Source organism: Streptococcus vicugnae (genome assembly GCF_016461705.1).
Lineage (GTDB): Bacteria > Bacillota > Bacilli > Lactobacillales > Streptococcaceae > Streptococcus > Streptococcus vicugnae.
In genome coordinates, this window is sequence record NZ_JAEMHW010000002.1 from 1 (window position 1) to 22,806 (window position 22,806).

Annotated in this window: 20 protein-coding genes and 1 pseudogene; 20 read left to right on the forward strand and 1 reads right to left on the reverse strand. The window is 37.1% G+C overall.

Annotation, left to right across the window (positions count from 1 at the left end):
• The 13 genes and pseudogenes from JG537_RS03470 to queF all read left to right on the forward strand — a co-directional run.
• Positions 1-357, forward strand: a 357-nt coding sequence (locus JG537_RS03470; protein ID WP_199543613.1) for a hypothetical protein, incomplete at its 5' end; no start/stop codon positions are given.
• A 471-nt stretch (positions 358-828) separates the two neighbouring features.
• A pseudogene (locus tag JG537_RS03475) lies at positions 829-2,207 on the forward strand (ISLre2 family transposase).
• Entirely contained in the window at positions 2,191-2,571 is a 381-nt protein-coding gene (locus JG537_RS03480; protein ID WP_132869026.1) for a DUF1149 family protein, read from the forward strand. Before JG537_RS03475 ends, JG537_RS03480 begins: the two are co-directional and overlap by 17 nt.
• On the forward strand, positions 2,571-3,419 hold the full coding sequence (locus JG537_RS03485) for a DegV family protein (protein WP_132869027.1): 849 nt from the start codon (positions 2,571-2,573) through the stop codon (positions 3,417-3,419). The genes JG537_RS03480 and JG537_RS03485 overlap by 1 nt, the downstream gene beginning before the upstream one ends.
• A gap of 25 nt (positions 3,420-3,444) precedes the next feature.
• Positions 3,445-4,212, forward strand: a complete 768-nt coding sequence (gene dapB / locus JG537_RS03490; RefSeq protein WP_132869028.1) for a 4-hydroxy-tetrahydrodipicolinate reductase — start codon at positions 3,445-3,447, stop codon at positions 4,210-4,212.
• Entirely contained in the window at positions 4,209-5,414 is a 1,206-nt protein-coding gene (locus JG537_RS03495) for a CCA tRNA nucleotidyltransferase (RefSeq protein ID WP_132869029.1), read from the forward strand. Before dapB ends, JG537_RS03495 begins: the two co-directional genes overlap by 4 nt.
• Positions 5,411-7,279 carry an ABC-F family ATP-binding cassette domain-containing protein gene (locus tag JG537_RS03500; protein ID WP_132869030.1) on the forward strand — a complete coding sequence of 623 codons (1,869 nt, stop codon included), beginning with the start codon at positions 5,411-5,413 and terminating at the stop codon, positions 7,277-7,279. The genes JG537_RS03495 and JG537_RS03500 overlap by 4 nt, the downstream gene beginning before the upstream one ends.
• 48 nt (positions 7,280-7,327) lie before the next feature.
• Positions 7,328-9,067, forward strand: coding sequence for an ABC transporter ATP-binding protein (locus JG537_RS03505; RefSeq protein ID WP_199543615.1), 1,740 nt, complete (start codon positions 7,328-7,330; stop codon positions 9,065-9,067).
• 2 nt (positions 9,068-9,069) lie between these two features.
• Positions 9,070-10,839: an ABC transporter ATP-binding protein gene (locus JG537_RS03510; RefSeq protein ID WP_199543617.1), complete on the forward strand. Its 1,770-nt coding sequence runs from the start codon at positions 9,070-9,072 to the stop codon at positions 10,837-10,839.
• Positions 10,840-11,005: 166 nt separating this feature from the next.
• A complete protein-coding gene (gene queC, locus JG537_RS03515) occupies positions 11,006-11,659 on the forward strand; it encodes a 7-cyano-7-deazaguanine synthase QueC (protein WP_199543621.1) in 654 nt (217 codons plus the stop codon).
• The gene (queD, locus tag JG537_RS03520; protein ID WP_074560363.1) at positions 11,659-12,105 is read left to right on the forward strand and encodes a 6-carboxytetrahydropterin synthase QueD; all 447 of its coding nucleotides are present in this window, start codon (positions 11,659-11,661) and stop codon (positions 12,103-12,105) included. Before queC ends, queD begins: the two co-directional genes overlap by 1 nt.
• On the forward strand, positions 12,098-12,811 hold the full coding sequence (gene queE, locus JG537_RS03525) for a 7-carboxy-7-deazaguanine synthase QueE (RefSeq protein ID WP_199543624.1): 714 nt from the start codon (positions 12,098-12,100) through the stop codon (positions 12,809-12,811). The genes queD and queE overlap by 8 nt, the downstream gene beginning before the upstream one ends.
• A gap of 153 nt (positions 12,812-12,964) precedes the next feature.
• Positions 12,965-13,456, forward strand: coding sequence for a preQ(1) synthase (gene queF / locus JG537_RS03530; RefSeq protein WP_074481646.1), 492 nt, complete (start codon positions 12,965-12,967; stop codon positions 13,454-13,456).
• A gap of 39 nt (positions 13,457-13,495) precedes the next feature.
• On the opposite strand, the gene JG537_RS03535 is transcribed toward queF, so the two are convergent.
• Positions 13,496-13,993, reverse strand: a complete 498-nt coding sequence (locus tag JG537_RS03535) for an HdeD family acid-resistance protein (RefSeq protein WP_199543625.1) — start codon at positions 13,991-13,993, stop codon at positions 13,496-13,498.
• Positions 13,994-14,228: 235 nt separating this feature from the next.
• Here JG537_RS03535 and gdhA point away from each other — a divergent pair, with 235 nt between their 5' ends.
• The 7 genes from gdhA to JG537_RS03570 all read left to right on the forward strand — a co-directional run bounded on the left by gdhA (position 14,229) and on the right by JG537_RS03570 (position 22,805).
• Complete coding sequence (gene gdhA / locus JG537_RS03540) at positions 14,229-15,578, forward strand: NADP-specific glutamate dehydrogenase (RefSeq protein ID WP_199543627.1); 1,350 nt, start codon at positions 14,229-14,231, stop codon at positions 15,576-15,578.
• Positions 15,579-15,735: 157 nt separating this feature from the next.
• The gene (locus JG537_RS03545) at positions 15,736-16,239 is read left to right on the forward strand and encodes a GNAT family N-acetyltransferase (protein WP_199543629.1); all 504 of its coding nucleotides are present in this window, start codon (positions 15,736-15,738) and stop codon (positions 16,237-16,239) included.
• Between the two features lie 2 nt (positions 16,240-16,241).
• Complete coding sequence (locus tag JG537_RS03550; protein ID WP_199543631.1) at positions 16,242-16,652, forward strand: peptide deformylase; 411 nt, start codon at positions 16,242-16,244, stop codon at positions 16,650-16,652.
• A gap of 153 nt (positions 16,653-16,805) precedes the next feature.
• Positions 16,806-17,246, forward strand: a complete 441-nt coding sequence (locus tag JG537_RS03555; RefSeq protein WP_199543633.1) for a MarR family winged helix-turn-helix transcriptional regulator — start codon at positions 16,806-16,808, stop codon at positions 17,244-17,246.
• A gap of 3 nt (positions 17,247-17,249) precedes the next feature.
• A complete protein-coding gene (locus tag JG537_RS03560; RefSeq protein WP_199543634.1) occupies positions 17,250-19,064 on the forward strand; it encodes an ABC transporter ATP-binding protein in 1,815 nt (604 codons plus the stop codon).
• Positions 19,054-20,826, forward strand: a complete 1,773-nt coding sequence (locus tag JG537_RS03565) for an ABC transporter ATP-binding protein (RefSeq protein WP_199543636.1) — start codon at positions 19,054-19,056, stop codon at positions 20,824-20,826. Before JG537_RS03560 ends, JG537_RS03565 begins: the two co-directional genes overlap by 11 nt.
• A gap of 107 nt (positions 20,827-20,933) precedes the next feature.
• Complete coding sequence (locus JG537_RS03570; RefSeq protein ID WP_199543639.1) at positions 20,934-22,805, forward strand: hypothetical protein; 1,872 nt, start codon at positions 20,934-20,936, stop codon at positions 22,803-22,805.
• Position 22,806: the final 1 nt, after the last annotated feature.

The following is a 22,806-nucleotide window of genomic DNA, read 5'->3' on the forward strand; positions in this document are numbered from 1 at the left end:
TCGCTAATTGCATTTCTCTTGGGAATTGTTGTTAATATCCTCTATATCTATGAAGACACTTGGTTAGAAAAGTTAGTTCTAGGATTTGGCTTAGTTGTTATTTCAAGTTCTATCTTTGTAGCCTTCTCATTTTACTATGCTTTTGGAGCTATTAGTGAATATGAAACTGTTAAAGAAAATGGTAAGACTTATGTTTTAGCGGGAGAAAGTTTGGGTCTTCATCATTACTTTCGTCATAAGTATGAAGTGGTATCTAAATATCTCCGCTATGCTAAACCGATTGATTATGATATTGATCATCTTAGTGAACGAGTTTACGATGGTAAATCTTATGAGGAGTACTTTGATATTAAATAAGGATTATTTGATACGATAGTACAATCATCATTTTATGACTATAATCCTAAAGAAAACTCTTTAGGATTAAGCCCCTCAGTGTGAAGTCATAGTGTATTTGTCATTTTGAATTAATTCTTAGAAATTTTGGCATAGCAATATTCCCAAAAGTTTTTCGTTTTTTAGAAAAATGTTTGAGGAAAACTATTTAGAGTAGACTTTTTTTCTTTAATTTGAAGGTACGCAGAGATGCGTGCCTTTTTAGATAAAAATAAAAAGTGGCTACAAATCTGCAGTTGCTTTATGGAAGATTTTCTTTAGTAAACAAAGAAAAAGAGTTAGTTTTAGGGGAACTATAGTATAACATGTCATGTTTTTTAGCAAAGAATTTTCTTTTTATTTTTTTTAAATCCTACCAGAAAAGCAGATTGATTAAAAAATGGGGAACGGCTTTATACAATAACATCAGATTATTGAAAAGAAAGTGATGATGTGATAAGTTTTGATGAACGAAAAATAAAGGAAGAACTATTTATTCAAAACAGCAAGGAATTTCATCGTTTTGTTGAGCACTATGACAGTCAGATGGTTCCTGTCATGAAAGCTAATGACTATACATGTATTCATTCAATGGAACGCACAGTTGCCTTTACTTTTGGAGAGTTTACCTTCAGACGTCGGCGCTGGAAAAAGGGAAATAAATGGGTGGTTCCCGTTGATGATAAACTGGGCTTAGCAAAGAACGTTAGGTTTTCTTTAGCCTTGATGTACCAAATAGCTAGATTAGCGACAATGATGCCATACAATAAAGTACTACAAGTGATTGAGATGACTTATCATATTACCATTACAAAACCAACAGTTGTTAAGGCGGTGAAGTTATGTGAGACACTTTTAGAAGAGCGAAAAGCCTATCGCTTTTTCGAGGAGGAGTTACAACCTGAGAAGAAGAAAGCTAATATCATCTATATTGAGGGAGATGGTGTCATGGTAAAGGCTCGTAAACAAGGTGATGATAATCGACGTTTTGATTTGTCACATTTTATTGTACATACAGGTAGCCAGAAAGTGAGCCAACAGCGATCAAAGCTTATTGATAAGAAAGAATTTATTAGCATGAATAATCGTCTTGCTAGAAGTCAAGTCATTGATTATTTATATAATACCTTTGAGATAACTGAAGAAACGATTCTGATTACTAATTCAGATGGCGGACACGGCTATACACCGTATGTGTTTAAAGAAATAGCGAAAGCTTTAAATATCAAGCGACACGAACATTTTTGGGATTCTTATCATGTTGACCAATTGATTAAAAGTTATTTTAAGCCTTATTCGGGACAGCTTATTGAAGAAGCTTTACAAGCATTTATCAGCACAGCAAAAGTCAACTGCAGTCGGTTTTTGATACAATAGAGAGTATTTTAACAACAACTGAAGAAGAGGTTATCTTTGAGAATACAAAGCAACGGATTTTACAAAATTTTAGATATACAAAACCTGCTAGTTTACGAGGGCTTCAAAAAGTTAGCCTTGCTGTGATGGAAACGCAACACCGTAAAGTCACTTATCGGATGAAGCGACGTGGGATGTACTGGAGTGATTTGGGTGCTGAAACAATGAGCCAAATGATTCTGTTAATGTATGAAGGACAGTTGCAAGAGGTTTTCTTTGGAGATTGGAGACAAGAATATAAGAAAATTACCGATTTGGACCATCTAACCGCCGAAACCATAAGACAGCAGATGAATTATACTGAAGAAAAAGACTATCACATACAAGTTCAAAGAAAAGCGTGCAAAATAGTGCTGAATTATGCTATAATGAAAAGTGATATACAAAGAGGAGATAAGTATGGAATTAGTACGTGAAAAAGAATTTGTCAACCAATACCATTATGATGCAAGAAATCTCGAATGGGAAAAAGAAAATGGTACACCGAAGACTAATTTTGAAGTCACATTTCAATTAGTGAAAAAAGACACAGACAGCAACCAAACAACAATTGTTTCTGTTTTACAATTTATGGTCGTAAAACAAGAGTTTGTTATCAGCGGAGTTGTCTCACAAATGGTTCACATTCAAAATCGTATTGTTAATGAACCTAGTGAATTCACTAAGGACGAAGTTGAATATTTGGCAGCACCGTTATTGGATATCGTGCAACGCCTAACATACGAAGTAACCGAAATTGCCCTCGATCGTCCAGGGGTTAAATTGGAGTTTAGAAATTAATGAAATTAGCAGTTATAACAGATACAACCGCAGTTTTGTCAGATGACCTTAAGGCAAAAGAGAATCTTTTTGTCTTAGATATCCCAATCATGATTGGTGGGATTTCTTACGTTGAAGGGAAAGATTTAAGCTTAGATGATTTCTATAGAAAAATGGCTATGTCACCAACCCTTCCTAAAACAAGCCAACCAAGTCTAGCTAAATTAGATGAAATTTTGACTAAACTTTCAACTGAAGGCTATACTCACGTTGTTGGATTGTTCTTGTCATCAGGCATCTCAGGATTTTGGCAGAATATCCAATTCTTGATTGACGATTATCCTGAATTAACGATTGCATTTCCAGATAGTAAAATCACATCAGCACCATTAGGTAGCATGGTTAAAAACACACTTAATTGGGCTGAAAATGGTATTTCATTTGATGAGATTTTAGCTAAATTGCAACAACAAATTGATGGAACAAGTGCTTTTATCATGGTGGATGACTTGAACCACTTGGTAAAAGGTGGTCGTTTGTCAAACGGTTCTGCTTTGATTGGTAATTTGCTTAGCATTAAACCAATTCTTTACTTTAATGATCAAGGTGTTATTGAAGTTTATGAAAAAGTACGAACTGAGAAAAAAGCCATTAAACGTCTTGTCGATGTGTTATCAGATGTGACAAAAGATGGGGAGTACGAAGTCTTCATCATTCACTCTCGTGCTGAAGAAAAAGCACAACACTTCTATCAAGCTTTGGCTGAAAGCGGTGAAACGAAGAATCTTGAAATTGTAACATTTGATGGCGTAATTGCTACTCATTTGGGGGAAGGCGCAGTTGCATTTGGTTTCACACCAATTGTCTAAGTCTTAGAGAGGAAAAGGAAAAGACATGAGTATTAAAGTTATCGTAGCAGGTTTTAAAGGAAGAATGGGTTCAGCAGCAGTAAACATGGTTAAGGGAGATGATGAATTAACCTTAGCAGCTTTGCTTGATCCATTTGCCACAGAAAAAGAAGTTGATGGCGTTCCAGTCTTTACTGATAAATCACAATTAGTTGGGTTTGATGCTGACGTATGGGTTGACTTTACAATGCCAGCTGTTGCTTATGAAAACACTCGTTTTGCTTTGGAAAATGGTTTTGCTCCAGTTGTTGGAACAACAGGATTTACTGAAGATGAAATTGCTGAACTTATCACTCTTTCTGAAAGCAAAAAAATTGGTGGTCTCATTGCCCCTAACTTTGCTATCGGAGCTATTTTGCTCATGGAATTTGCCGCTAAAGCTGCCAAATACTTTCCGGACCTTGAAATTATTGAACTACATCATGATAAGAAGAAAGATGCTCCTTCAGGAACAGCTGTGAAAACAGCTGAATTGATTCGCGAAGTGCGTCAAGCTAAAAAACAAGGGGCACCTGATGAAGTTGAAACACTTAAGGGGGCGCGTGGTGCTGATTTTGATGGCATGCGCATCCACAGTGTTCGTTTACCTGGCTTGGTTGCTCACCAAGAAGTCATTTTTGGAGCACAAGGTGAAGGTTTGACACTTCGTCATGATTCATATGATCGTATTTCATTTATGAGTGGCGTTAATATTGGAATTAAAGCAGTTGTGAAACAAGATAAACTTGTTTATGGTTTGGAAAAATTACTATGAAATTAAACAATCTGCCTTCTGAATTTCAGAAGGCTTTACCAATTTTAAAAAAAATTCGTGAAGCAGGCTATGAAGCTTACTTTGTTGGTGGGAGTGTTCGTGATGTTTTGTTGAACCGTCCCATTCACGATGTTGATATTGCAACAAGTTCTTATCCAGAAGAGACAAAGAGCATTTTTCATCGTACTGTTGATATAGGTATTGAGCATGGAACGGTGCTTGTCTTAGAAGAAGGCGGAGAGTATGAAATTACGACTTTCCGTACAGAAGATGTTTACGTGGATTATCGCAGACCAAGTAGTGTATCATTTGTTCGCTCACTTGAAGAAGATTTGAAGCGTCGTGACTTCACGGTAAATGCTTTTGCACTTGATGAAACAGGTTTAATTATTGATAAATTTAATGGCTTATCTGACTTGAAAGCCAAGTTGTTGCGTGCCGTTGGTAATCCAGCAGAGCGTTTTAATGAAGATGCTCTTCGCATTATGCGAGGTTTCCGTTTTTCAGCTAGTCTTGATTTTGATATTGAACCTGAAACTTTTGCTGCCATGGCAGCACATGCCCCCTTACTTGAAAAGATTTCGGTAGAGCGCTCTTTTATTGAATTTGATAAATTATTGATGGCTCCTTTCTGGCGTAAGGGAATTAAAGCTATGATTGCAAGCGAAGCCCAAAAATATCTTCCGCATCTTGAGAACGCTCATGACAACTTGCAACAATTTTTAGATGATTTAGCTTGTGATTATCATTTTAAAAGCTCTGAGCAAGCTTGGGCAGCTTTGTTATTAGCATTAGATGTTAAAGATGTTCGTGCCTTTTTGAGAGCTTGGAAGACATCAAGTCAATTCCAAAAAGATGTTGAAAAAATTGTCTCAATTTATCGTTTCCGTTTAACAAATGAGCTTGATAAGATGGAAATGTATTGCTATGGTCGTAATCTGATTGAGCAAGCTGAAGATCTTCGTTCTGGTTTTGGTTTGGCAGTTGATTTTGATATCATTGACCGTTTGGATAAAGAATTGACGATTCATGATAAACATGAAATCGTGGTTAATGGTGGTATTTTAATTAAAGAATTACAATACAAGCCAGGCCCTGAACTTGGTCAAATTTTAAAAGAAATCGAAAAACAAGTTGTACTTGGTAAGCTTGCCAATGATAAAGAAGCTATTTTTGAATTTATTAGAAAGGAAAGTAAATGAGCGATTTTATCGTAGAACACTTAACGAAATCTGTTGGTGACAAGACAGTATTTCGTGATATTTCCTTTATTATTCATGATTTTGACCGCATTGGGATTATCGGGGTTAACGGAACTGGTAAGACAACCCTTTTAGATGTTATTTCGGGACGTCTTGGTTTTGATGGTGATGTGTCGCCATTTTCAGCTAAGAATGGATATAAAATTGCCTACTTAACGCAAGAACCAGAATTTGATGATGACAAGACGATTTTAGATACTGTTTTGTCTTCTGATTTGCGTGAGATGACTTTAATCAAAACTTATGAAACATTGATGGCTAATTATGATGAGGCTAATCAAGATAAGCTTGAAAAAGTCATGGCCGAAATGGATTCACTTGATGCTTGGGCAATTGAGAGTGAAGTCAAGACTGTTTTAACGAAGTTGGGCTTGGAAGACTTGTCACAAAAAGTTGGCGATTTGTCAGGTGGACTTCGTCGTCGTGTTCAGTTAGCCCAAGTCTTGTTGAATGATGCTGACTTGTTATTACTTGACGAACCAACCAACCATTTGGATATTGATACCATTGCTTGGTTGACGAATTTCTTGAAAACATCTAAGAAAACCGTTCTTTTTATCACCCACGACCGATATTTCTTGGATAATGTGGCAACACGTATCTTTGAGTTGGCTAATAGTCAATTGACAGAATACCAAGGAAATTATCAGGATTATGTGCGTTTGCGTGCAGAGCAAGATGAGCGTGATGCGGCTACGCTTCATAAAAAGAAACAACTTTATAAGCAAGAGTTGGCTTGGATGCGTACGCAACCACAAGCGCGTGCGACAAAACAACAAGCGCGTATCAATCGTTTCAATGATTTGAAAGCTGATTTGTCAGGAGCAACACAATCATCTGAGCTTGAAATCAATTTTGAAACAAGCCGTATTGGTAAAAAAGTTATCAATTTTGAAGATGTTTCTTTTGCTTATACTGATAAACAAATTTTGACTGACTTTAACCTTTTGGTGCAAAATAAAGATCGCATTGGTATCGTTGGTGACAATGGTGTCGGAAAATCAACGCTTCTTAATTTGATTAATGGTGATTTGCAACCAACAAGCGGAAAACTTGAAATTGGTGAGACTGTTCGTATTGGTTACTTTTCACAGTTGCCAAAAGACATGGACGAAGACAAACGTGTCATCAATTATTTGCAAGAAGTAGCAGATGAAGTGAAGACAAGTGTCGGAACAACAAGTGTGACGGATTTGTTAGAACAATTCCTTTTCCCACGTTCGACTCATGGAACATTGATTTCAAAACTATCAGGTGGTGAGAAAAAACGTCTTTACCTTTTGAAGATTTTGATTGAAAAACCAAATGTTCTTCTTCTAGACGAACCAACAAACGATCTTGATATTGCAACTTTGACAGTGCTTGAAAGTTTCTTACAAACATTTTCTGGTCCTGTAATTACCGTTAGTCACGACCGTTATTTCCTTGATAAAGTAGCCAATAAAATTTTGGCATTTGAAAATGGTCATGTGAGAGAATTCTTCGGTAACTATACAGATTATCTTGATGAAAAAGCATTTGAAGAAAATGCTGCTGTGCAAGTCAAGAAAGAAGCGCAACAAAAGACTGAAAAAGAAAAAACTAAGCAAAAACGCATGTCTTACTTTGAAAAACAAGAATGGGAAGTCATCGAAGATGAGATTGCCAAACTTGAAGAAGACATCGAATCTATTGAAGCTCAAATGCAAGAAAATGCCAGTGATTATGGCAAACTAGCTGAACTTCAACGTTCATTGGATGAGACAAATGAAACTCTCCTTGAAAAATACGAAAGATATGAATACCTAAGTGACTTAGCTGAATAAGCAAGGTCACTTCTTTCATATAAAAAAAACATATAGAAAGGGAAGACTATGAAACTAATTTGGACTTATTTGAAAAGATATCCCAAATGGCTAGTACTCGATGTTATTGGGGCATTGACTTTCGTTGTGGTAAACCTGGGTCTGCCGACGGCTCTTGCTCGAATGATTGACCAGGGGGTTACAGTAGGAAATAAGGAAAAAGTATATTTCTGGGCAATTGCAATGCTTGTTGTCATTGTTTTAGGGACAATCGGTCGTGTTGTCCTTGCCTATGCAGCTGGGAAAATTACGACGAACATGATTAAGGACATGCGTAACGATATGTATGATAAGTTACAGCAATATTCACATCAAGAATATGAACAAATTGGTGTGTCTTCCTTAGTCACTCGTATGACAAGTGATGCCTTTATTTTGATGCAATTTGCTGAGCAAACACTGCGAATGGGTGTCATTACGCCTTTGATGATGATATCTAGTGTGGTTATGATTTTGGTGACAAGCCCATCCCTTGCTTGGATTGTAGCTATTGCTATTCCATTTTTGGTCTTGGTTGTCTATTATGTGGCGACACGAACTCGTCCATTATCTGAAAATCAACAAGCTACTCTTGATAAAATCAACCAGTACGTTCGTGAGAATCTGACTGGCTTACGTGTTATTCGTGCCTTTGCTAGAGAAGATTTCCAAGAAGAACGTTTTGGTCGTAAAAATGATGAGTACAAAGATTTGTCAAGTCGCTTGTTTATCTTAACTGGTTTGACAGAGCCTTTATTCGTTCTAATCATTATTTCAATGATTGTAGCTATTGTTTGGTTTGCTTTGAATCCACTTTCTCATGGGGATTTGCAAATTGGTAATTTGGTGGCTTTTATTGAATATAGTTTCCATGCTTTATTCTCATTTCTTTTGTTTGCCAATTTCTTTACCATGTATCCTCGTATGGTGGTTTCAAGTGAACGTATTTCGGAAGTTATGGCGATGCCAATTTCCATTGACCCAAATGAGGATGGTGTGATTGAGACGGCTACAAAAGGTTATTTGGAATTTGATAAGGTAACCTTTGCTTATCCAGGCGAGACGGAAAGCCCAGTCCTAAAAGACATTTCCTTCAAGGCAAAACCTGGTGAAACCATTGCCTTTATCGGGTCTACAGGTTCTGGTAAGTCATCACTGGTTAACTTGATTCCACGTTTTTATGACGTGACGCTTGGTAAAATTCTGGTTGATGGCGTTGATGTTAGGGAGTATCAACTGAAAGCTCTTCGTCAAAAGATTGGCTTTATTCCGCAAAAAGCTCTGCTATTTACTGGAACCATCGAAGAAAACTTGAAGTATGGTAAGTCTGATGCGACAAGTGAAGAATTGCAAGCGGCAGCTGATATCGCACAAGCTAAAGAATTTATTGAAAGTCGTGATGACCGTTATCAAACACATTTAGCTGAAGGCGGAAGCAATTTGTCAGGTGGTCAAAAACAACGTCTCTCAATTGCGCGTGCGGTGGTTAAGAAACCTGATATCTACATTTTTGATGATTCTTTCTCAGCGCTTGATTATAAGACAGACGCTCAACTGCGTGCTCGCTTGAAAGAAGTGACGCAAGAAGCAACCGTTTTGATTGTGGCGCAACGTGTGGGAACAATCATGGATGCCGATCAAATCATTGTGCTTGATAAAGGTGAAATTGTTGGGCGTGGCACACATGATGAATTGATGCAATCAAATGACATCTATCGTGAAATTGCCAACTCACAATTGAACAAAGCAGAAGAAATGAAAGGAGAATAAGAATGTCAAAACGAAATGTTTTTCTACGTTTATGGGATTATCTCCGACAATATAAAGGTGCACTTTTCTTAGCTGTTTTTCTAAAAATCTTTAGCAGTGTCATGAGTGTACTTGAGCCATTTGTGCTTGGTCTTGCTATCACAGAATTGACATCAAATCTTTTGGATATGGCTCATGGTGTGGCTGGAGCGCACATTAATATTTCTTATATTGCCATTATTTTGGTGCTCTACTTTGTCCGAGGTATGGGGTATGAGCTAAGTAGTTATGGTTCAAACTTTTTCATTACCAAAGCGGTGCAAAAGACCATTCATGATTTGCGTCGTGATTTAAGCGAAAAAATTAATAAGATTCCAGTTTCTTACTTTGACAGTCAGCAATTTGGTAATGTTTTGGGACGTTTTACATCTGATGTCGAAACGGTGTCAAATGCACTTCAACAAAGTTTCCTACGTATCATCGAAGCATTTACAACCATTACCTTGGTTATTTGCATGGTGCTTTATCTTAACTGGCGACTTGCTTTGGTCGTGATTGCGATTATTCCAATCACTTACTTCAGTGCCAAATTCATCTTGGGCAAATCACAACCTTACTTTAAAAAACAAGCTGACGCTCTTGGGGATATGAATGGTTTTGTTCAGGAAAATCTATCTGGTTTTAATGTTATTAAACTTTATGGTCGTGAAGACATTTCTAGCCAAGAGTTCCGTGAGATTACTCAGAATTTGCAAGAAGTTGGATTTAAAGCAAGCTTTATTTCTGGGATTATGATGCCAGTGTTAAGTGCGATTTCGGATATGGCTTATTTAATTATTGCAGTTTTGGGTGCTCTTCAAGTTCTTTCAGGTCAGCTAACTGTTGGTAATATGCAAGCTTTTGTTCAATACGTATGGCAAGTGAGCCAACCGGTTCAAACTATTACTCAATTAGCTAGTGTGCTTCAAAGTGCTAAATCATCACTTGACCGTATTTTTGAAGTTCTTGATGAGCCAGAAGAAGCAGCACAAGTGACTGAAAAACTAGAACATGACTTGTCTGGTCAAGTAACCTTTGAAAACGTATCTTTCCAATATGTTGCTGATAAACCATTGATTCGTAACTTTAACTTAGAGGTTAAACCGGGTGAAATGGTTGCCATTGTTGGTCCAACGGGTGCTGGTAAGACAACGCTGATTAATCTTTTGATGCGCTTTTATGATGTGACGGATGGTTGCATTAAGGTCGATGGTCACGACATTCGTAACTTGTCACGCCAAGATTATCGCAAACAATTCGGAATGGTATTGCAGGATGCTTGGCTTTATGAAGCAAGTATCAAAGAAAACCTTCGTTTTGGGAATTTGGATGCGACAGATGAGGAAATTGTAGCAGCAGCAAAAGCCGCTAACGTCGATCACTTTATCCGCACTCTTCCAGGCGGCTACAACATGGAAATGAACCAAGAATCAAGTAATGTCTCACTTGGTCAAAAACAACTCTTGACCATTGCGCGTGCTTTGTTAGCTGATCCTAAGATCTTGATTTTGGATGAAGCAACATCATCTGTTGATACGCGTCTAGAACTCTTGATTCAAAAGGCTATGGAGAAATTGATGGAAGGTCGTACAAGCTTTGTGATTGCGCACCGCTTGTCAACCATTCAAGATGCTGATAAAATCTTGGTGCTTAACAATGGTCAAATTGTTGAGCAAGGAAACCATGAAAGCCTTCTAGCCGCTAAAGGTTTCTATTACGATTTATACAATAGTCAATTTGCTAAAAACAATTAAGCATTGAATATCTTTCATAAAGATGATATGATTATTAGGTAATAATAACGATGTTTGGGAAAAGCCATCGCTAAAAAAAACCAGCCTAATGACTGAAATTAGCGCCCCTGTGGATTCCCATAGGGGCTTTTTCTTTGCCCAGATATCTTAGAAAAGAGATATTGAAATGAAACGTCAATCAGCTCTTGTCGTCTTTAGTGGCGGACAAGATTCAACAACTTGCCTATTTTGGGCTTTAAAGCATTATGAACATGTCGAAACAGTGACTTTTAATTATGGTCAACGTCACAGTCTTGAAATCGAAGTTGCCAAACACATTGCTGCTGAGCAAGGTGTTAAAAATTATTTGCTTGACATGTCATTGCTTGGGCAATTAACGGAAAATGCATTGACACGTGATATTGAGATTGAAAATCCAGACGATGATGTACCAAATACTTTTGTTGACGGGCGCAATCATTTGTTCTTATCATTTGCTGCAGTGCTTGCCAAACGACTTGGGATTACTGACATTATCACTGGGGTTTGTGAAACAGATTTTTCAGGCTACCCTGACTGTCGAGACGCTTTTATCAAATCACTTAATGTGACTTTGAACCTTGCCATGGATTATAACTTTGTAATTCAAACACCTCTTATGTGGCTTGATAAATCAGAAACTTGGGAATTAGCTGACAAACTTGGAAAATTTGACTACGTCCGTGAAAATACTTTGACATGTTATAACGGCATCAAAGGAAGCGGATGTGGGGAATGTCCATCATGCAAACTTCGTCAAGCAGGTCTTGAAAAATACTTGGCAAGAAGAGGTAAGGCTTAATGTTTTTGGCACCAAAGGAAATTAAAGAACCAACCGGTGAATCACTGGTATATTGTCCACGTCGTGTCATGGTTTCAAAGGAATTCACTTTTGATGCAGCACATCATTTGTTTAATTATGATGGCAAGTGTAAGGCACTTCATGGGCACACTTATCGATTGCAAATTGCTGTTTCAGGATTGCTTGATGAACGTGGCATGTCAGTTGATTTTGGAGATATTAAGCAGATTTATAAAGAACATTTGGAGCCGCATTTGGACCATCGCTACCTTAATGAAAGCTTACCTTATATGAATACAACGGCTGAAAATATGGTTTATTGGATTTTTGAGCAGGTAGCGAAGCATTTGCCAAAAGAACGTCAAATCAGAGTAGAATATGTCCGTTTGTACGAGACACCAAGTTCTTTTGCTGAGTTCAGAAGGGAGTGGCTTTTAGATGACTAAACGCCCACTAATGATTCCTGTGCTTGAAATTTTCGGACCAACCTTTCAAGGAGAAGGGCGAGCGATTGGTCAAAAGACAATGTTTGTCAGAACGGCTGGGTGTGATTATCACTGCGCTTGGTGTGATTCAGCCTTTACCTGGGATGGTTCAGAAAAACCAAAACGTATGACCGCTGGTGAAATTATTGCAGAGCTAGATAAGTTGGGAGCTTATGATTATGTGACTTTGTCAGGTGGAAATCCCTGTCTTTTAGGAGCCAACATGGGGGAATTGGTTGCTAAGTTAAAAGCGCGTGGGGTGACACTCGGTATTGAAACCCAAGGGTCACGTTGGCAAACTTGGTTAAAAGACATCGACCAAGTCACTCTTAGTCCAAAACCACCATCAAGTCAGATGACTGTCAATTTTGAGACTTTAGATTTTATCGTGTCACAATTGGATAAAAATCAAGTTACTTTTAAAATTCCAGTTTTTGACGCTGCTGATTTGGCTTTTGCTAAGATGATTCAAAAACGCTATCAGCCAGACGTTTTGTATTTGTCAGCTGGAAATCCTGAACCACATGTTAGTGGAAATATTGTAGAGCATCAGCTTGATCGCTTGCGCCAACTTTGGGAGACAGTTGCAGCAGATCCTGAATGGAAGAGTGTTCGCGTATTACCACAACTACACACGCTTTTATATGATAATAAACGTGGCGTTTAATAGGAGATTTAAATAAATAGAAGCGCTGCTTGATTGTATGCGCTAGTTTTGGGAGAAATGCTATAACCGATTAAAGTGACAAATCATGGGTGTTTTGTCACAATTACACATATAATTTGATAAGCAAAAATGGAATTAAAAAAGGAGATTTAAATGACACGAACAGATGAAATGAAAGATTTAACCCTTTTGGGGAATCAAAATACGAAATATAAATATGACTATGACCCAAGCATTCTGGAATCATTTGATAATCGTCATGTCGATAATGACTACTTTATCAAATTCAATTGTCCAGAATTCACATCACTTTGTCCGATTACTGGGCAACCTGATTTTGCGACAATCTATCTTTCTTACATTCCAGATAAACTTTGCGTTGAATCAAAATCGCTAAAACTGTATCTTTTTAGTTATCGAAACCATGGCGATTTCCATGAGAATTGTATCAATACGATTGGTAAGGATTTGATTGCGCTTTTGCAACCACGTTATCTAGAAGTTTGGGGTAAGTTTACGCCACGTGGTGGTTTGTCGATTGACCCTTATTTCAATTATGGAAAACCAGGAACAAAATATGAGAAAATGGCTGATTACCGTCTGATGAATCATGATTTGTATCCTGAAACCATTGATAATCGTTAAAAATAAAAAGCCTTTGGATATTTCCGAAGGCTTTATTGATTATATTTTAAATGAAAAAGTAATTCCAGAAACACCTATTGCCATGAGAAGAAGACCAGCAAGTCTACCAATAAAAATGGCTGATAGGGTTGGATTGAATAGAAGGAACAAACCTAGAAGGATGGCAATAACAGCCGATGATAGGAAACGGTTGGCATCATAAAAACCAGCTTTTCGCATTTGGAATCCACCAATCAAGCGTAAGAAACCACTGATTAAAATCCAATAAGCTGCAATGGTCATAACGGCGTTTGATAGCGACATGGCTGAGCTAGATAACAAGATAATCCCAAAGACAATGGATAAGATACCTTGTAGTAAGTACCAAAGAGAACGGTTGACGCTACTTGAATACATGAAAAGACTTGTGAAACCAGATAGAAAAATAATAATAGCGATAATCCAACCAATCATAGCGGTTGTTGTGAATGGATGAATAAAGAGGAAAAGTCCAATAAGCAGGGCAATAATCCCTGACCAAAGTGATAAACGTTTCATAATGATACCTCCTATATTGTCACCCTTATCATATCATATTTTATAGAAAAAAGATTGTTAAAACATGCATTAAATAAGGTCTTGAAACGGTGTATAACATGACGTGTAATGTTTTATAACATCGAAATGGAAAAATTTTCAAAAAGTTGCAGTAAATGCTTGACAGAAATATTCAGAAAATTTATAATATTTAATGTAATACAAAATTACAATCTCGTTTTTGGAGGAAATATATATGACAACAGGTAAAGAGTATGTAGCTGGCGTCTTTGAAAAGGTTAAAGCTCAAAATGCTCATGAACCCGAGTTTCTACAAGCTGTAGAAGAAGTGTTTGAATCACTTGTTCCAGTGTTCGATAAATACCCAAAATACGTTGAAGAAAATCTTCTTGAACGTTTGGTAGAACCTGAACGCATCGTTTCATTCCGTGTTCCATGGGTTGACGATAAAGGTCAAGTCCAAGTGAACCGTGGTTTCCGTGTTCAATTCTCATCAGCAATTGGTCCTTACAAAGGTGGTCTTCGTTTCCACCCATCAGTAAACCAATCAATCATTAAGTTCCTTGGATTTGAACAAATCTTTAAGAACTCATTGACTGGTCAACCAATTGGTGGTGGTAAAGGTGGTTCTAACTTTGATCCTAAAGGTAAATCAGATAACGAAATCATGCGTTTCTGCCAAAGCTTTATGACAGAGTTGAGCAAACACATTGGAGCTGACACTGACGTTCCTGCTGGTGATATCGGTGTTGGTGGTCGTGAAATTGGTTACCTCTATGGCCAATACAAACGTCTTCGTAACGAATACACTGGTGTTCTTACTGGTAAAGGACTTACTTATGGTGGTTCTCTTGCTCGTACTGAAGCAACAGGTTATGGAGCTGTTTACTTTGCTGAACAAATGCTGAAAGCACGTGGTGAAGATTTTGCTGGTAAAGTAGCTCTTGTATCAGGTTCAGGTAACGTTGCTATTTACGCAACTGAAAAACTTCAATCACTTGGTGCTAAAGTTGTTGCTGTTTCAGATTCATCAGGTTATGTTTATGATCCAGAAGGTATCGATGTTCCACTTCTTAAACAATTGAAAGAAGTTGAACGTACACGTATCGTGAAATACGCTGAAGCTCGTCCAAGTGCAACTTTCACACCTGCTAACGAAGGGACTATCTGGTCAATCAAAGCAGACCTTGTCTTCCCATGTGCTACACAAAATGAAATCAATGCTGAACAAGCTAAAATGCTTGTTGACAATGGGGTCATTGCTGTTACTGAAGGTGCAAACATGCCTTCAACATTGGAAGCTATCGAAGTCTTCCAAAAAGCTGGTGTTTCATTTGGTCCTGCCAAAGCAGCCAACGCTGGTGGTGTAGCTGTTTCAGCCCTTGAAATGGCACAAAATAGCCAACGTACACCTTGGACTTTCGAAGAAGTAGATGCTAAACTTTACAACATCATGAAAGGCATTTACGAAAATGCAGCAGCTGCAGCCAAAGAATTTGATGCAGAAGGTAACCTTGTTGTTGGTGCCAATATTGCTGGATTCCTTAAAGTTGCTGAAGCAATGTCAGCACAAGGTATTGTTTAACATATTACCTTAGAACCGTTCAGACGGATTCAACAAGCCATTTTTATCTTAAATTAATTCTCTAATATCAAATAACCGAATCGAGCTCGCAAATGTGAGCTCTTTTGGTTACTTTAGTTTTTTGTTATAATAATTTTATTGAAAGTGAGGCCTGCTTATGGTGGTAGTGAGAGAAGCTTTAACCAGTGATGCTAGGGATATTTTAACGTTTTGTCGGCAGATTGGTTCTGAATCAGATAACTTGTCTTATGGTCATGAAGGTTTAGGAATTTCTGTTTCTGATGAAGAAAAGCTATTGACTAAGGTCCATGAAGATGAAAGGTCATGTTTTTTAGTTGCTAAAGAGGCTGATGAGTTAGTTGGAACTTGTAATTGTAGTGGTTTTCGTAAGGCTCGTCTATCTCATCGTGCTGAGATTGGTATTGCAGTAAAAAAAGACTATTGGAATCAAGGAATTGGTCGTCAACTTTTAACTCATTTAATAGACTTAGCTAAGCAATCAGGCTTGAAAGTTCTTTCGCTTGAAGTTCGTTCTGATAATAGCAGAGCTATTCACCTTTATAAGAGTATGGGGTTTCAAAAAATCGGAACATTTAAAGATTTTATGGAAATCAATGGGAATCCCATCGACTTTGATATTATGGAATTATTTTTGGAGTAAACATGATTAAAGACATTGTAAGAGATACCTTTTTCTTGGCGCAAAAGTCAGAAGAAGCAACAAAAGAAGATTTGTATTTAGCGCAGGATTTACAAGATACTTTGAATGCTAACCGTGCTAACTGTGTTGGAATGGCTGCAAATATGATTGGTGTTAAAAAACGCGTCATCATTGTTAATATGGGTGTGGCTGATTTGGTCATGTTCAATCCAGTTATGACAAATAAATCTCTTCCTTTTGATACGGAAGAATCTTGTTTGTCTTTATTGGGATCACGTCCGACACGTCGTTATCAAAAAATTGATGTGACATTCAGAGATAAAAACTGGAATCAGCAAAGTCTAACGTTGACAGGGTTAGCAGCACAAATTTGTCAACATGAGTTGGATCATTTAGAAGGTATTATTATTTAAAAGTAATAGAAACGTTGATATATCAGCGTTTCTTTTTGTATGTGTAAAAAAATACTTATCATGAGAACTTTTTTCTTGACATTAGTTCTCATAAGAACTATAATGTGTTCTACAAGAATAAATCTTGAAAACTTTTCAGAAAGTGAGGAAAAAATGCGAGAAAGAGATCCATTTTCACAATTTCGATATTTTATTAATTTGATGGAAAACCGTGTTCATGAGGTCGGAGAGGCTCATGGCGTTGAAAATCTTGCAGGTCCACAAGGTTTTGCAGTTTTATATTTACGTGAAAATGAAGATAAAGAAGTTTTCATTAAAGATATTGAACGTAAACTTAAAATATCAAAATCTGTAACCAGCAATTTGATCAAGCGAATGGAAAAGAACGGGTATATTAAGGTCGTTCCATCAGAAGTTGATAAGCGTTACAAGCGTGTTGTTTTGACAGAACTTGGTAAAGCAAAATCAAAAGATATCGATGCTTTTCATGAAGCTATTCATAAGCAAATTTTGAAAGGGATTAGTCGTGAAGAATTGGAACTCTCAATGAGTGTCTTTGATCGCATTTTGAAAAACTTAGAAAACAAGGAGTAACGCATGTTAAAAATTTTTAAACGTTTAACGGCAAAAGAAGTCGTCATGATGCTTGTTGCCGTCTTATTTGTGTGTTTGAATGTTTTCTTGGATTTAAAAATTCCGGATTACATGTCTGACATCACATCCTTGCTCTCAACTCAAGGAACAGAAGCCAAGGATATTTTTGCTTGGAATCTTGATGCCCCTGGTATGCGTATGGTCTTGCTTTCTTTAGGAAGCTTTGCTGCGTCAGTAGTTGTCGGATTCTTAGCAGCCCGTATTGCAGCAAGTTTTAGTACACGCTTGCGCGATGATATTTTCCACAGTGTCTTAGATTTTTCAGATGCGGAAATCAAGAAATTTTCAATTCCAAGTCTTTTGACACGTACGACTAATGATATTACACAAATTCAGTTAGTCTTTACAATGGGACTTCAAGTCATTACTAAGGGACCGATTATGGCAATCTGGGCAATCACAAAGATTGCTGATAAAAATCATGAGTGGTTGTTAGTGCTTGTTGTTGCAGTAGCTGTTATGATTTTGATGTTGATTTTCTTGTTAATGATGGTTATGCCAAAACAACGTATGATTCAAAAATTAACAGATAAATTGAACAGTATTACACGTGAGTCATTGACAGGTATTCGTGTTGTTCGTGCTTACAATGCCGAAAGTTATCAAGATGGTAAATTTGCTAAAGCCAATGATAACGTGACAAACTTTAACCTCTTTATCAACCGTTCAATGGCTTTGATGTCGCCAGTTATGACAAGTATTTCAAGCGGGATGACTCTGGCAATTTATTGGATTGGTGCTTTCTTGATTGAAGATATTGCTATTCCAAAAGATCCAACTAAAATTGCTGGTGCCATGCAAGATAAGGTAAATATCTTCTCAGATATGGTGGTTTATTCATCATATGCCATGCAAGTTGTTATTGGTTTTATGATGATGATTATCGTTTTCTTCATTCTTCCCCGTGCGGTTGTCGCTGCAGGGCGTATTAATGAAGTCTTGGATACAAAACCATCTGTTATTTACCCTGAAGAAAGTAAAGCTCAGCCGGTCGAAAAAGGTTCTGTTGAATTTGATGACGTGTCTTTCCGCTACAGCGATCATTCGGAAGCTGTTTTGGAACATGTTTCCTTTAAGGCTAAAGCAGGTGATACGGTTGCCTTTATCGGATCAACAGGTTCTGGTAAATCTACTCTAGTTAATTTGATTCCTCGTTTTTACGATGCAAGTGAAGGAACAATCAAAGTTGACGGTGTTGACGTTCGTGATTACGATCATGACACGCTTCATAAGATTGTTGGTTACATTCCGCAAAAAGCTGTGCTCTTTAGTGGAGATATCGCTTCAAATATGGACATGGGTGACAGCAATAGTTCACCGCTTGATGAAGATAAGATGTGGGAAGCACTTGATTTGGCACAGGGTAAAGACTTCGTTGAAAGTAAAGAAGGTCAACTAAAAGCTAAAGTTTCCCAAGGTGGTCAAAACTTCTCAGGTGGTCAAAAACAACGCTTGGCGATTGCGCGTGCCCTTGCCCGTAAACCTGAAATTATCATCTTTGATGATTCATTCTCAGCGCTTGATTATAAGACTGACCGAATCCTTCGTTCTCAATTGAAAGAACGTACAGCTGACATGACGAAGTTGATTGTTGCCCAACGTATTTCAACAATCATGGATGCCGATCAGATCTTAGTCTTGGATGAAGGTAAAGTAGTTGGTCAAGGTACTCACGAAGAATTGCTTGCTAATAATGACGTTTATCGTGAAATTGCCTACTCACAATTATCTAAGGAGGAATTAGAAAATGGAAAATAAGAAAAAAGTATCCTTCTATGGCAGAATGAAGCCATACATTAAAGGTTTCCAATTTCCATTTATCCTTGCGGTAATTGGAGCCATTATTTCAGCGACTGTTACTGTTATTGGTCCTGATAAATTAAAAGAAATTACAAACACCATTATGAAGGGGTTGACACCTACTAAAATGGGAACAATTCCTGGTGTTGACCTAGATAAGGTTGGGCAAATTGCTTTAACTCTTGCCATTTTATATGTGATTTCTGCAGTTGTTGGTTACATTCAAAACTTTACAGTAGCTACCATCGTTCAACGTTTCTCTCAACGTTTGCGTGCAGCTATCCAAGTTAAAATTGACCGTGTGCCACTAAATTATTTTGATAGTCATTCACAAGGGGATACCCTTTCTCGTGTGACAAATGACGTGGATTTGCTTGGTCAATCTCTTAACCAAAGTTTGGGAACATTGGTCACTTCAGTGGTTCTTTTGATTGGTTCGATTTTCATGATGTTCCATTCAAATGTCAGCATGGCACTAACAGCAATTGGTTCAGTCTTTATCGGATTCTTGCTAGTTGTTGTGATTATGGGGTCATCACAACCCTTGTTCAAACGCCAACAAAATAACTTGGCAGCGGTCAATGGTTATGTCGAAGAAATTTATTCTGGTCACAATGTGGTGACAAGCTACAACGCCTCTGAAGAAACAAGTGAAGCCTTTAAGAAACTAAATACAAACCTCTATAATTCAATGTGGCAATCACAATTCTTATCAGGTATTATGATGCCGCTCATGATTTTCATTGGTAACTTTGGTTACGTTATGGTCTGTGTGGTCGGTGCCGTTAAAGTGATTAATGGTGATATCACAATGGGTGATGTGGTTGCCTTTATGACATACGTGCGTATTTTCTCACAACCATTATCGCAAATTGCCCAAGCCTTCACACAAATGCAATCAGCAACAGCCGCTATGAGTCGTGTTTTTGAATTTCTTGAAGAAGAGGAAATGGAAGATGAATCACACAAAGAACGTCAATTGTCTGATGTTAAAGGTGAAGTTACCTTTGATAATGTCTTCTTTGGTTATTCTAAAGATAAAACCATTATCCATGATTTCTCTGCGGTAGCAAAACCTGGTCAAAAGGTTGCTATCGTTGGACCAACTGGTGCTGGTAAGACAACCATCGTTAACCTTCTTATGAAATTCTATGAAATTGATAAAGGCCAAATTGCTATCGATGGTGTTGACACACGTTTGATGTCACGAGAAGAAGTCCATGACCAATTCTCAATGGTGCTTCAGGATACTTGGCTCTTTGAAGGAACCATCAAAGAAAACTTGATTTATAATCAAGAAAATATCACTGATGACCAAGTAGTAGCAGCAGCTAAAGCAGTTGGTGTTCACCACTTTATCATGACGCTTCCTGATGGCTATGACACTTACCTTGATGATTCTGTTACCCTTTCAATCGGTCAAAAACAACTCTTGACTATTGCGCGTGCCCTCTTGAAAGATGCTCCGCTTCTTATTCTAGATGAAGCAACATCATCAGTCGATACACGTACGGAAGAATTGATTCAAAAAGCTATGGATAAATTGATGGAAGGTCGTACCTCATTTGTCATTGCTCACCGTTTATCAACGATCAAAAATGCTGACTTAATCCTTGTGATGAAAGATGGTAACATCATTGAACAAGGCAGTCATGATGAATTGATGACAGAAGGTGGCTTCTATGCTGACCTTTACAACTCACAGTTTGAAGTAGCATAAAGATGTTAGAAAACTAGAGCTTTTCTAGTTTTCTTTTTTTGTTCAAAATAGTAAAAATATTTGACTATATTTTTAAGGTATGGCATAATGTGAAAAAGGAAGATGCTATGAAATTTATTTATTACTCACTCACTGTTAAAGATTCTTTGAAATTACATCTTTGGTATCAAGGAAAATACGCTGTTTATGATTATTTTTCGGACAGCAAATTATTTAAAGAGAAGCTAGATTGGATTGTTAGAAATAAAACTTTTTACAAGATTTCTTATCGGGGAAATCATATTGAAAAACCATTGATCGTTCTGATTGCTATTTTATTAAAGGAGAAAGTTGCTGCTGACATTTTCCTGCAAAAATTTCAAGAATTGAATACTTCTGATATGGCTCCAACCAAGCGTCTGAATGATACACTTAAAACGTTAGACTTAAAAGTCGATTTTTATGAGGACTATTTAGCCTTATTGTCTCATCCGTTGATGCTTGATATTGAAACCTTTGATGGCAGAATTTATCATAACTCATTTGAACGCTTGGAAATTCAATCGTTGCTGCCACCTGCTAAAAATCAGAGAGAGTATTTATCGCATCTAGAAATTATTTTTAGAAGTAAAGCTTTTCAAGAAGTTTTTCAACAAAAAAGATATCTGTTAGAAACGTTTAAGGGAAATTTTCATATTCCTGTTAATGAAACAACGACAGATGCGCAGTTGACAGAATCATTTTATACAAAATCAAAATTACAGGATGCCTATTCAGTTTTTATTCCCAAAAAATACAAGCCTTTTTGCTATTTTTTACAAGGAGAATTGAAACAGTTGTACGATTGTTATCAATCCAGAAATCCTAAAAAAGCAATCCGACGAACTTTTGGAAAGAATGGTGCCGTAACTCAACTTTCGCATTTTGCGATATTATCAGGAGCATCAGCTCCAATTGGCTTTTATGTTGAAAATTATAATCCCCAAAAATCATGGTCGACTCAAGTTAAAACCAAAAGATATGAAAGAGGTATTCGTCTTGATTTGACGCACATTCAATCGTATATTATGTTAGAAACGGTAAAAGATTCTTATTTTAAACGTCAGTTAGCACGGGTCTTGGGCAGATGGCAATCTGAGCCTGAGCATCGTTTAGCACTTAATCGATTGTTGTATCCCATTCAAGGAAGTATGGATACACCTTTTGAACATGATTTACACACACCAAGATATGCTTACAGCATGCGGTTGGTTCATAATCTTTTGTTGGTTGGTTTACTAAAAACACTGACTGATGAAGGAATGATGCCAATTAGTTTGAATAATGAAGTCATTTTCTTTGAGATAACAAATTTTAATCAGAAGCGATTTGAAGAATGTCTTCGTGTGTTGGATGTTTATTTTGACTATCGCTTTATTGAAAATTTAATCATTAAGGATACCAATAATTATACTTACTTTGATACGAAGACTAAGCAGCACGTTTTTAGGGGAGCATCTTTTAATCATCATGAAGGTTCTGATGTGACGACTAACATGGACAATCCGCCGATTGTTGACTGGGTCTTACAAAAAATGATTACTGAAAATGGTGATTTTGATGAAAATCTTATTTTTAAGTATCTAAAGTTCTTTTTAGAAGAGAAACCTCTTGATACAATCAAAGAATTTTTCATGGTTCCAATTTATCCAATAAAAGCAAAGTTTCAGTATTTATTCAAAGGTGAGACTTATCTTGAAGTTACCTCAGCAGAGGCTTTTTATGCTTCAACTGATGTCAAAAATGCTTGGCAGTACCGACAGTATTTCAAAGGTAAGAAGATACCATTTTATCAAATGCCTGCCATTTTAGAAAAATATCACATCAAATCAGAGAAATTTTTATATGAAGTTGAACATAGTCGATTGATACTTAAAGAAATCGATGATTTACAGATTGAAAATATTGATCTAATGTATTACGCGAATTTAATTAACCGCGAAATCAATCTTTGGAGGTGAA

Bases quoted from the DNA above. Each gene is read 5' to 3' on its own strand.
- JG537_RS03550 (WP_199543631.1), top strand. From the start codon at position 16,242: ATGATTAAAGACATTGTAAGAGATACCTTTTTCTTGGCGCAAAAGTCA.
- JG537_RS03555 (WP_199543633.1), top strand. From the start codon at position 16,806: ATGCGAGAAAGAGATCCATTTTCACAATTTCGATATTTTATTAATTTG.
- JG537_RS03535 (WP_199543625.1), bottom strand. From the start codon at position 13,993: ATGAAACGTTTATCACTTTGGTCAGGGATTATTGCCCTGCTTATTGGA.
- dapB (WP_132869028.1), top strand. From the start codon at position 3,445: ATGAGTATTAAAGTTATCGTAGCAGGTTTTAAAGGAAGAATGGGTTCA.
- JG537_RS03485 (WP_132869027.1), top strand. From the start codon at position 2,571: ATGAAATTAGCAGTTATAACAGATACAACCGCAGTTTTGTCAGATGAC.
- queC (WP_199543621.1), top strand. From the start codon at position 11,006: ATGAAACGTCAATCAGCTCTTGTCGTCTTTAGTGGCGGACAAGATTCA.
- JG537_RS03495 (WP_132869029.1), top strand. From the start codon at position 4,209: ATGAAATTAAACAATCTGCCTTCTGAATTTCAGAAGGCTTTACCAATT.
- JG537_RS03505 (WP_199543615.1), top strand. From the start codon at position 7,328: ATGAAACTAATTTGGACTTATTTGAAAAGATATCCCAAATGGCTAGTA.
- gdhA (WP_199543627.1), top strand. From the start codon at position 14,229: ATGACAACAGGTAAAGAGTATGTAGCTGGCGTCTTTGAAAAGGTTAAA.
- JG537_RS03570 (WP_199543639.1), top strand. From the start codon at position 20,934: ATGAAATTTATTTATTACTCACTCACTGTTAAAGATTCTTTGAAATTA.
- JG537_RS03500 (WP_132869030.1), top strand. From the start codon at position 5,411: ATGAGCGATTTTATCGTAGAACACTTAACGAAATCTGTTGGTGACAAG.
- queD (WP_074560363.1), top strand. From the start codon at position 11,659: ATGTTTTTGGCACCAAAGGAAATTAAAGAACCAACCGGTGAATCACTG.
- JG537_RS03545 (WP_199543629.1), top strand. From the start codon at position 15,736: ATGGTGGTAGTGAGAGAAGCTTTAACCAGTGATGCTAGGGATATTTTA.
- JG537_RS03560 (WP_199543634.1), top strand. From the start codon at position 17,250: ATGTTAAAAATTTTTAAACGTTTAACGGCAAAAGAAGTCGTCATGATG.
- queF (WP_074481646.1), top strand. From the start codon at position 12,965: ATGACACGAACAGATGAAATGAAAGATTTAACCCTTTTGGGGAATCAA.
- queE (WP_199543624.1), top strand. From the start codon at position 12,098: ATGACTAAACGCCCACTAATGATTCCTGTGCTTGAAATTTTCGGACCA.
- JG537_RS03565 (WP_199543636.1), top strand. From the start codon at position 19,054: ATGGAAAATAAGAAAAAAGTATCCTTCTATGGCAGAATGAAGCCATAC.
- JG537_RS03480 (WP_132869026.1), top strand. From the start codon at position 2,191: ATGGAATTAGTACGTGAAAAAGAATTTGTCAACCAATACCATTATGAT.
- JG537_RS03510 (WP_199543617.1), top strand. From the start codon at position 9,070: ATGTCAAAACGAAATGTTTTTCTACGTTTATGGGATTATCTCCGACAA.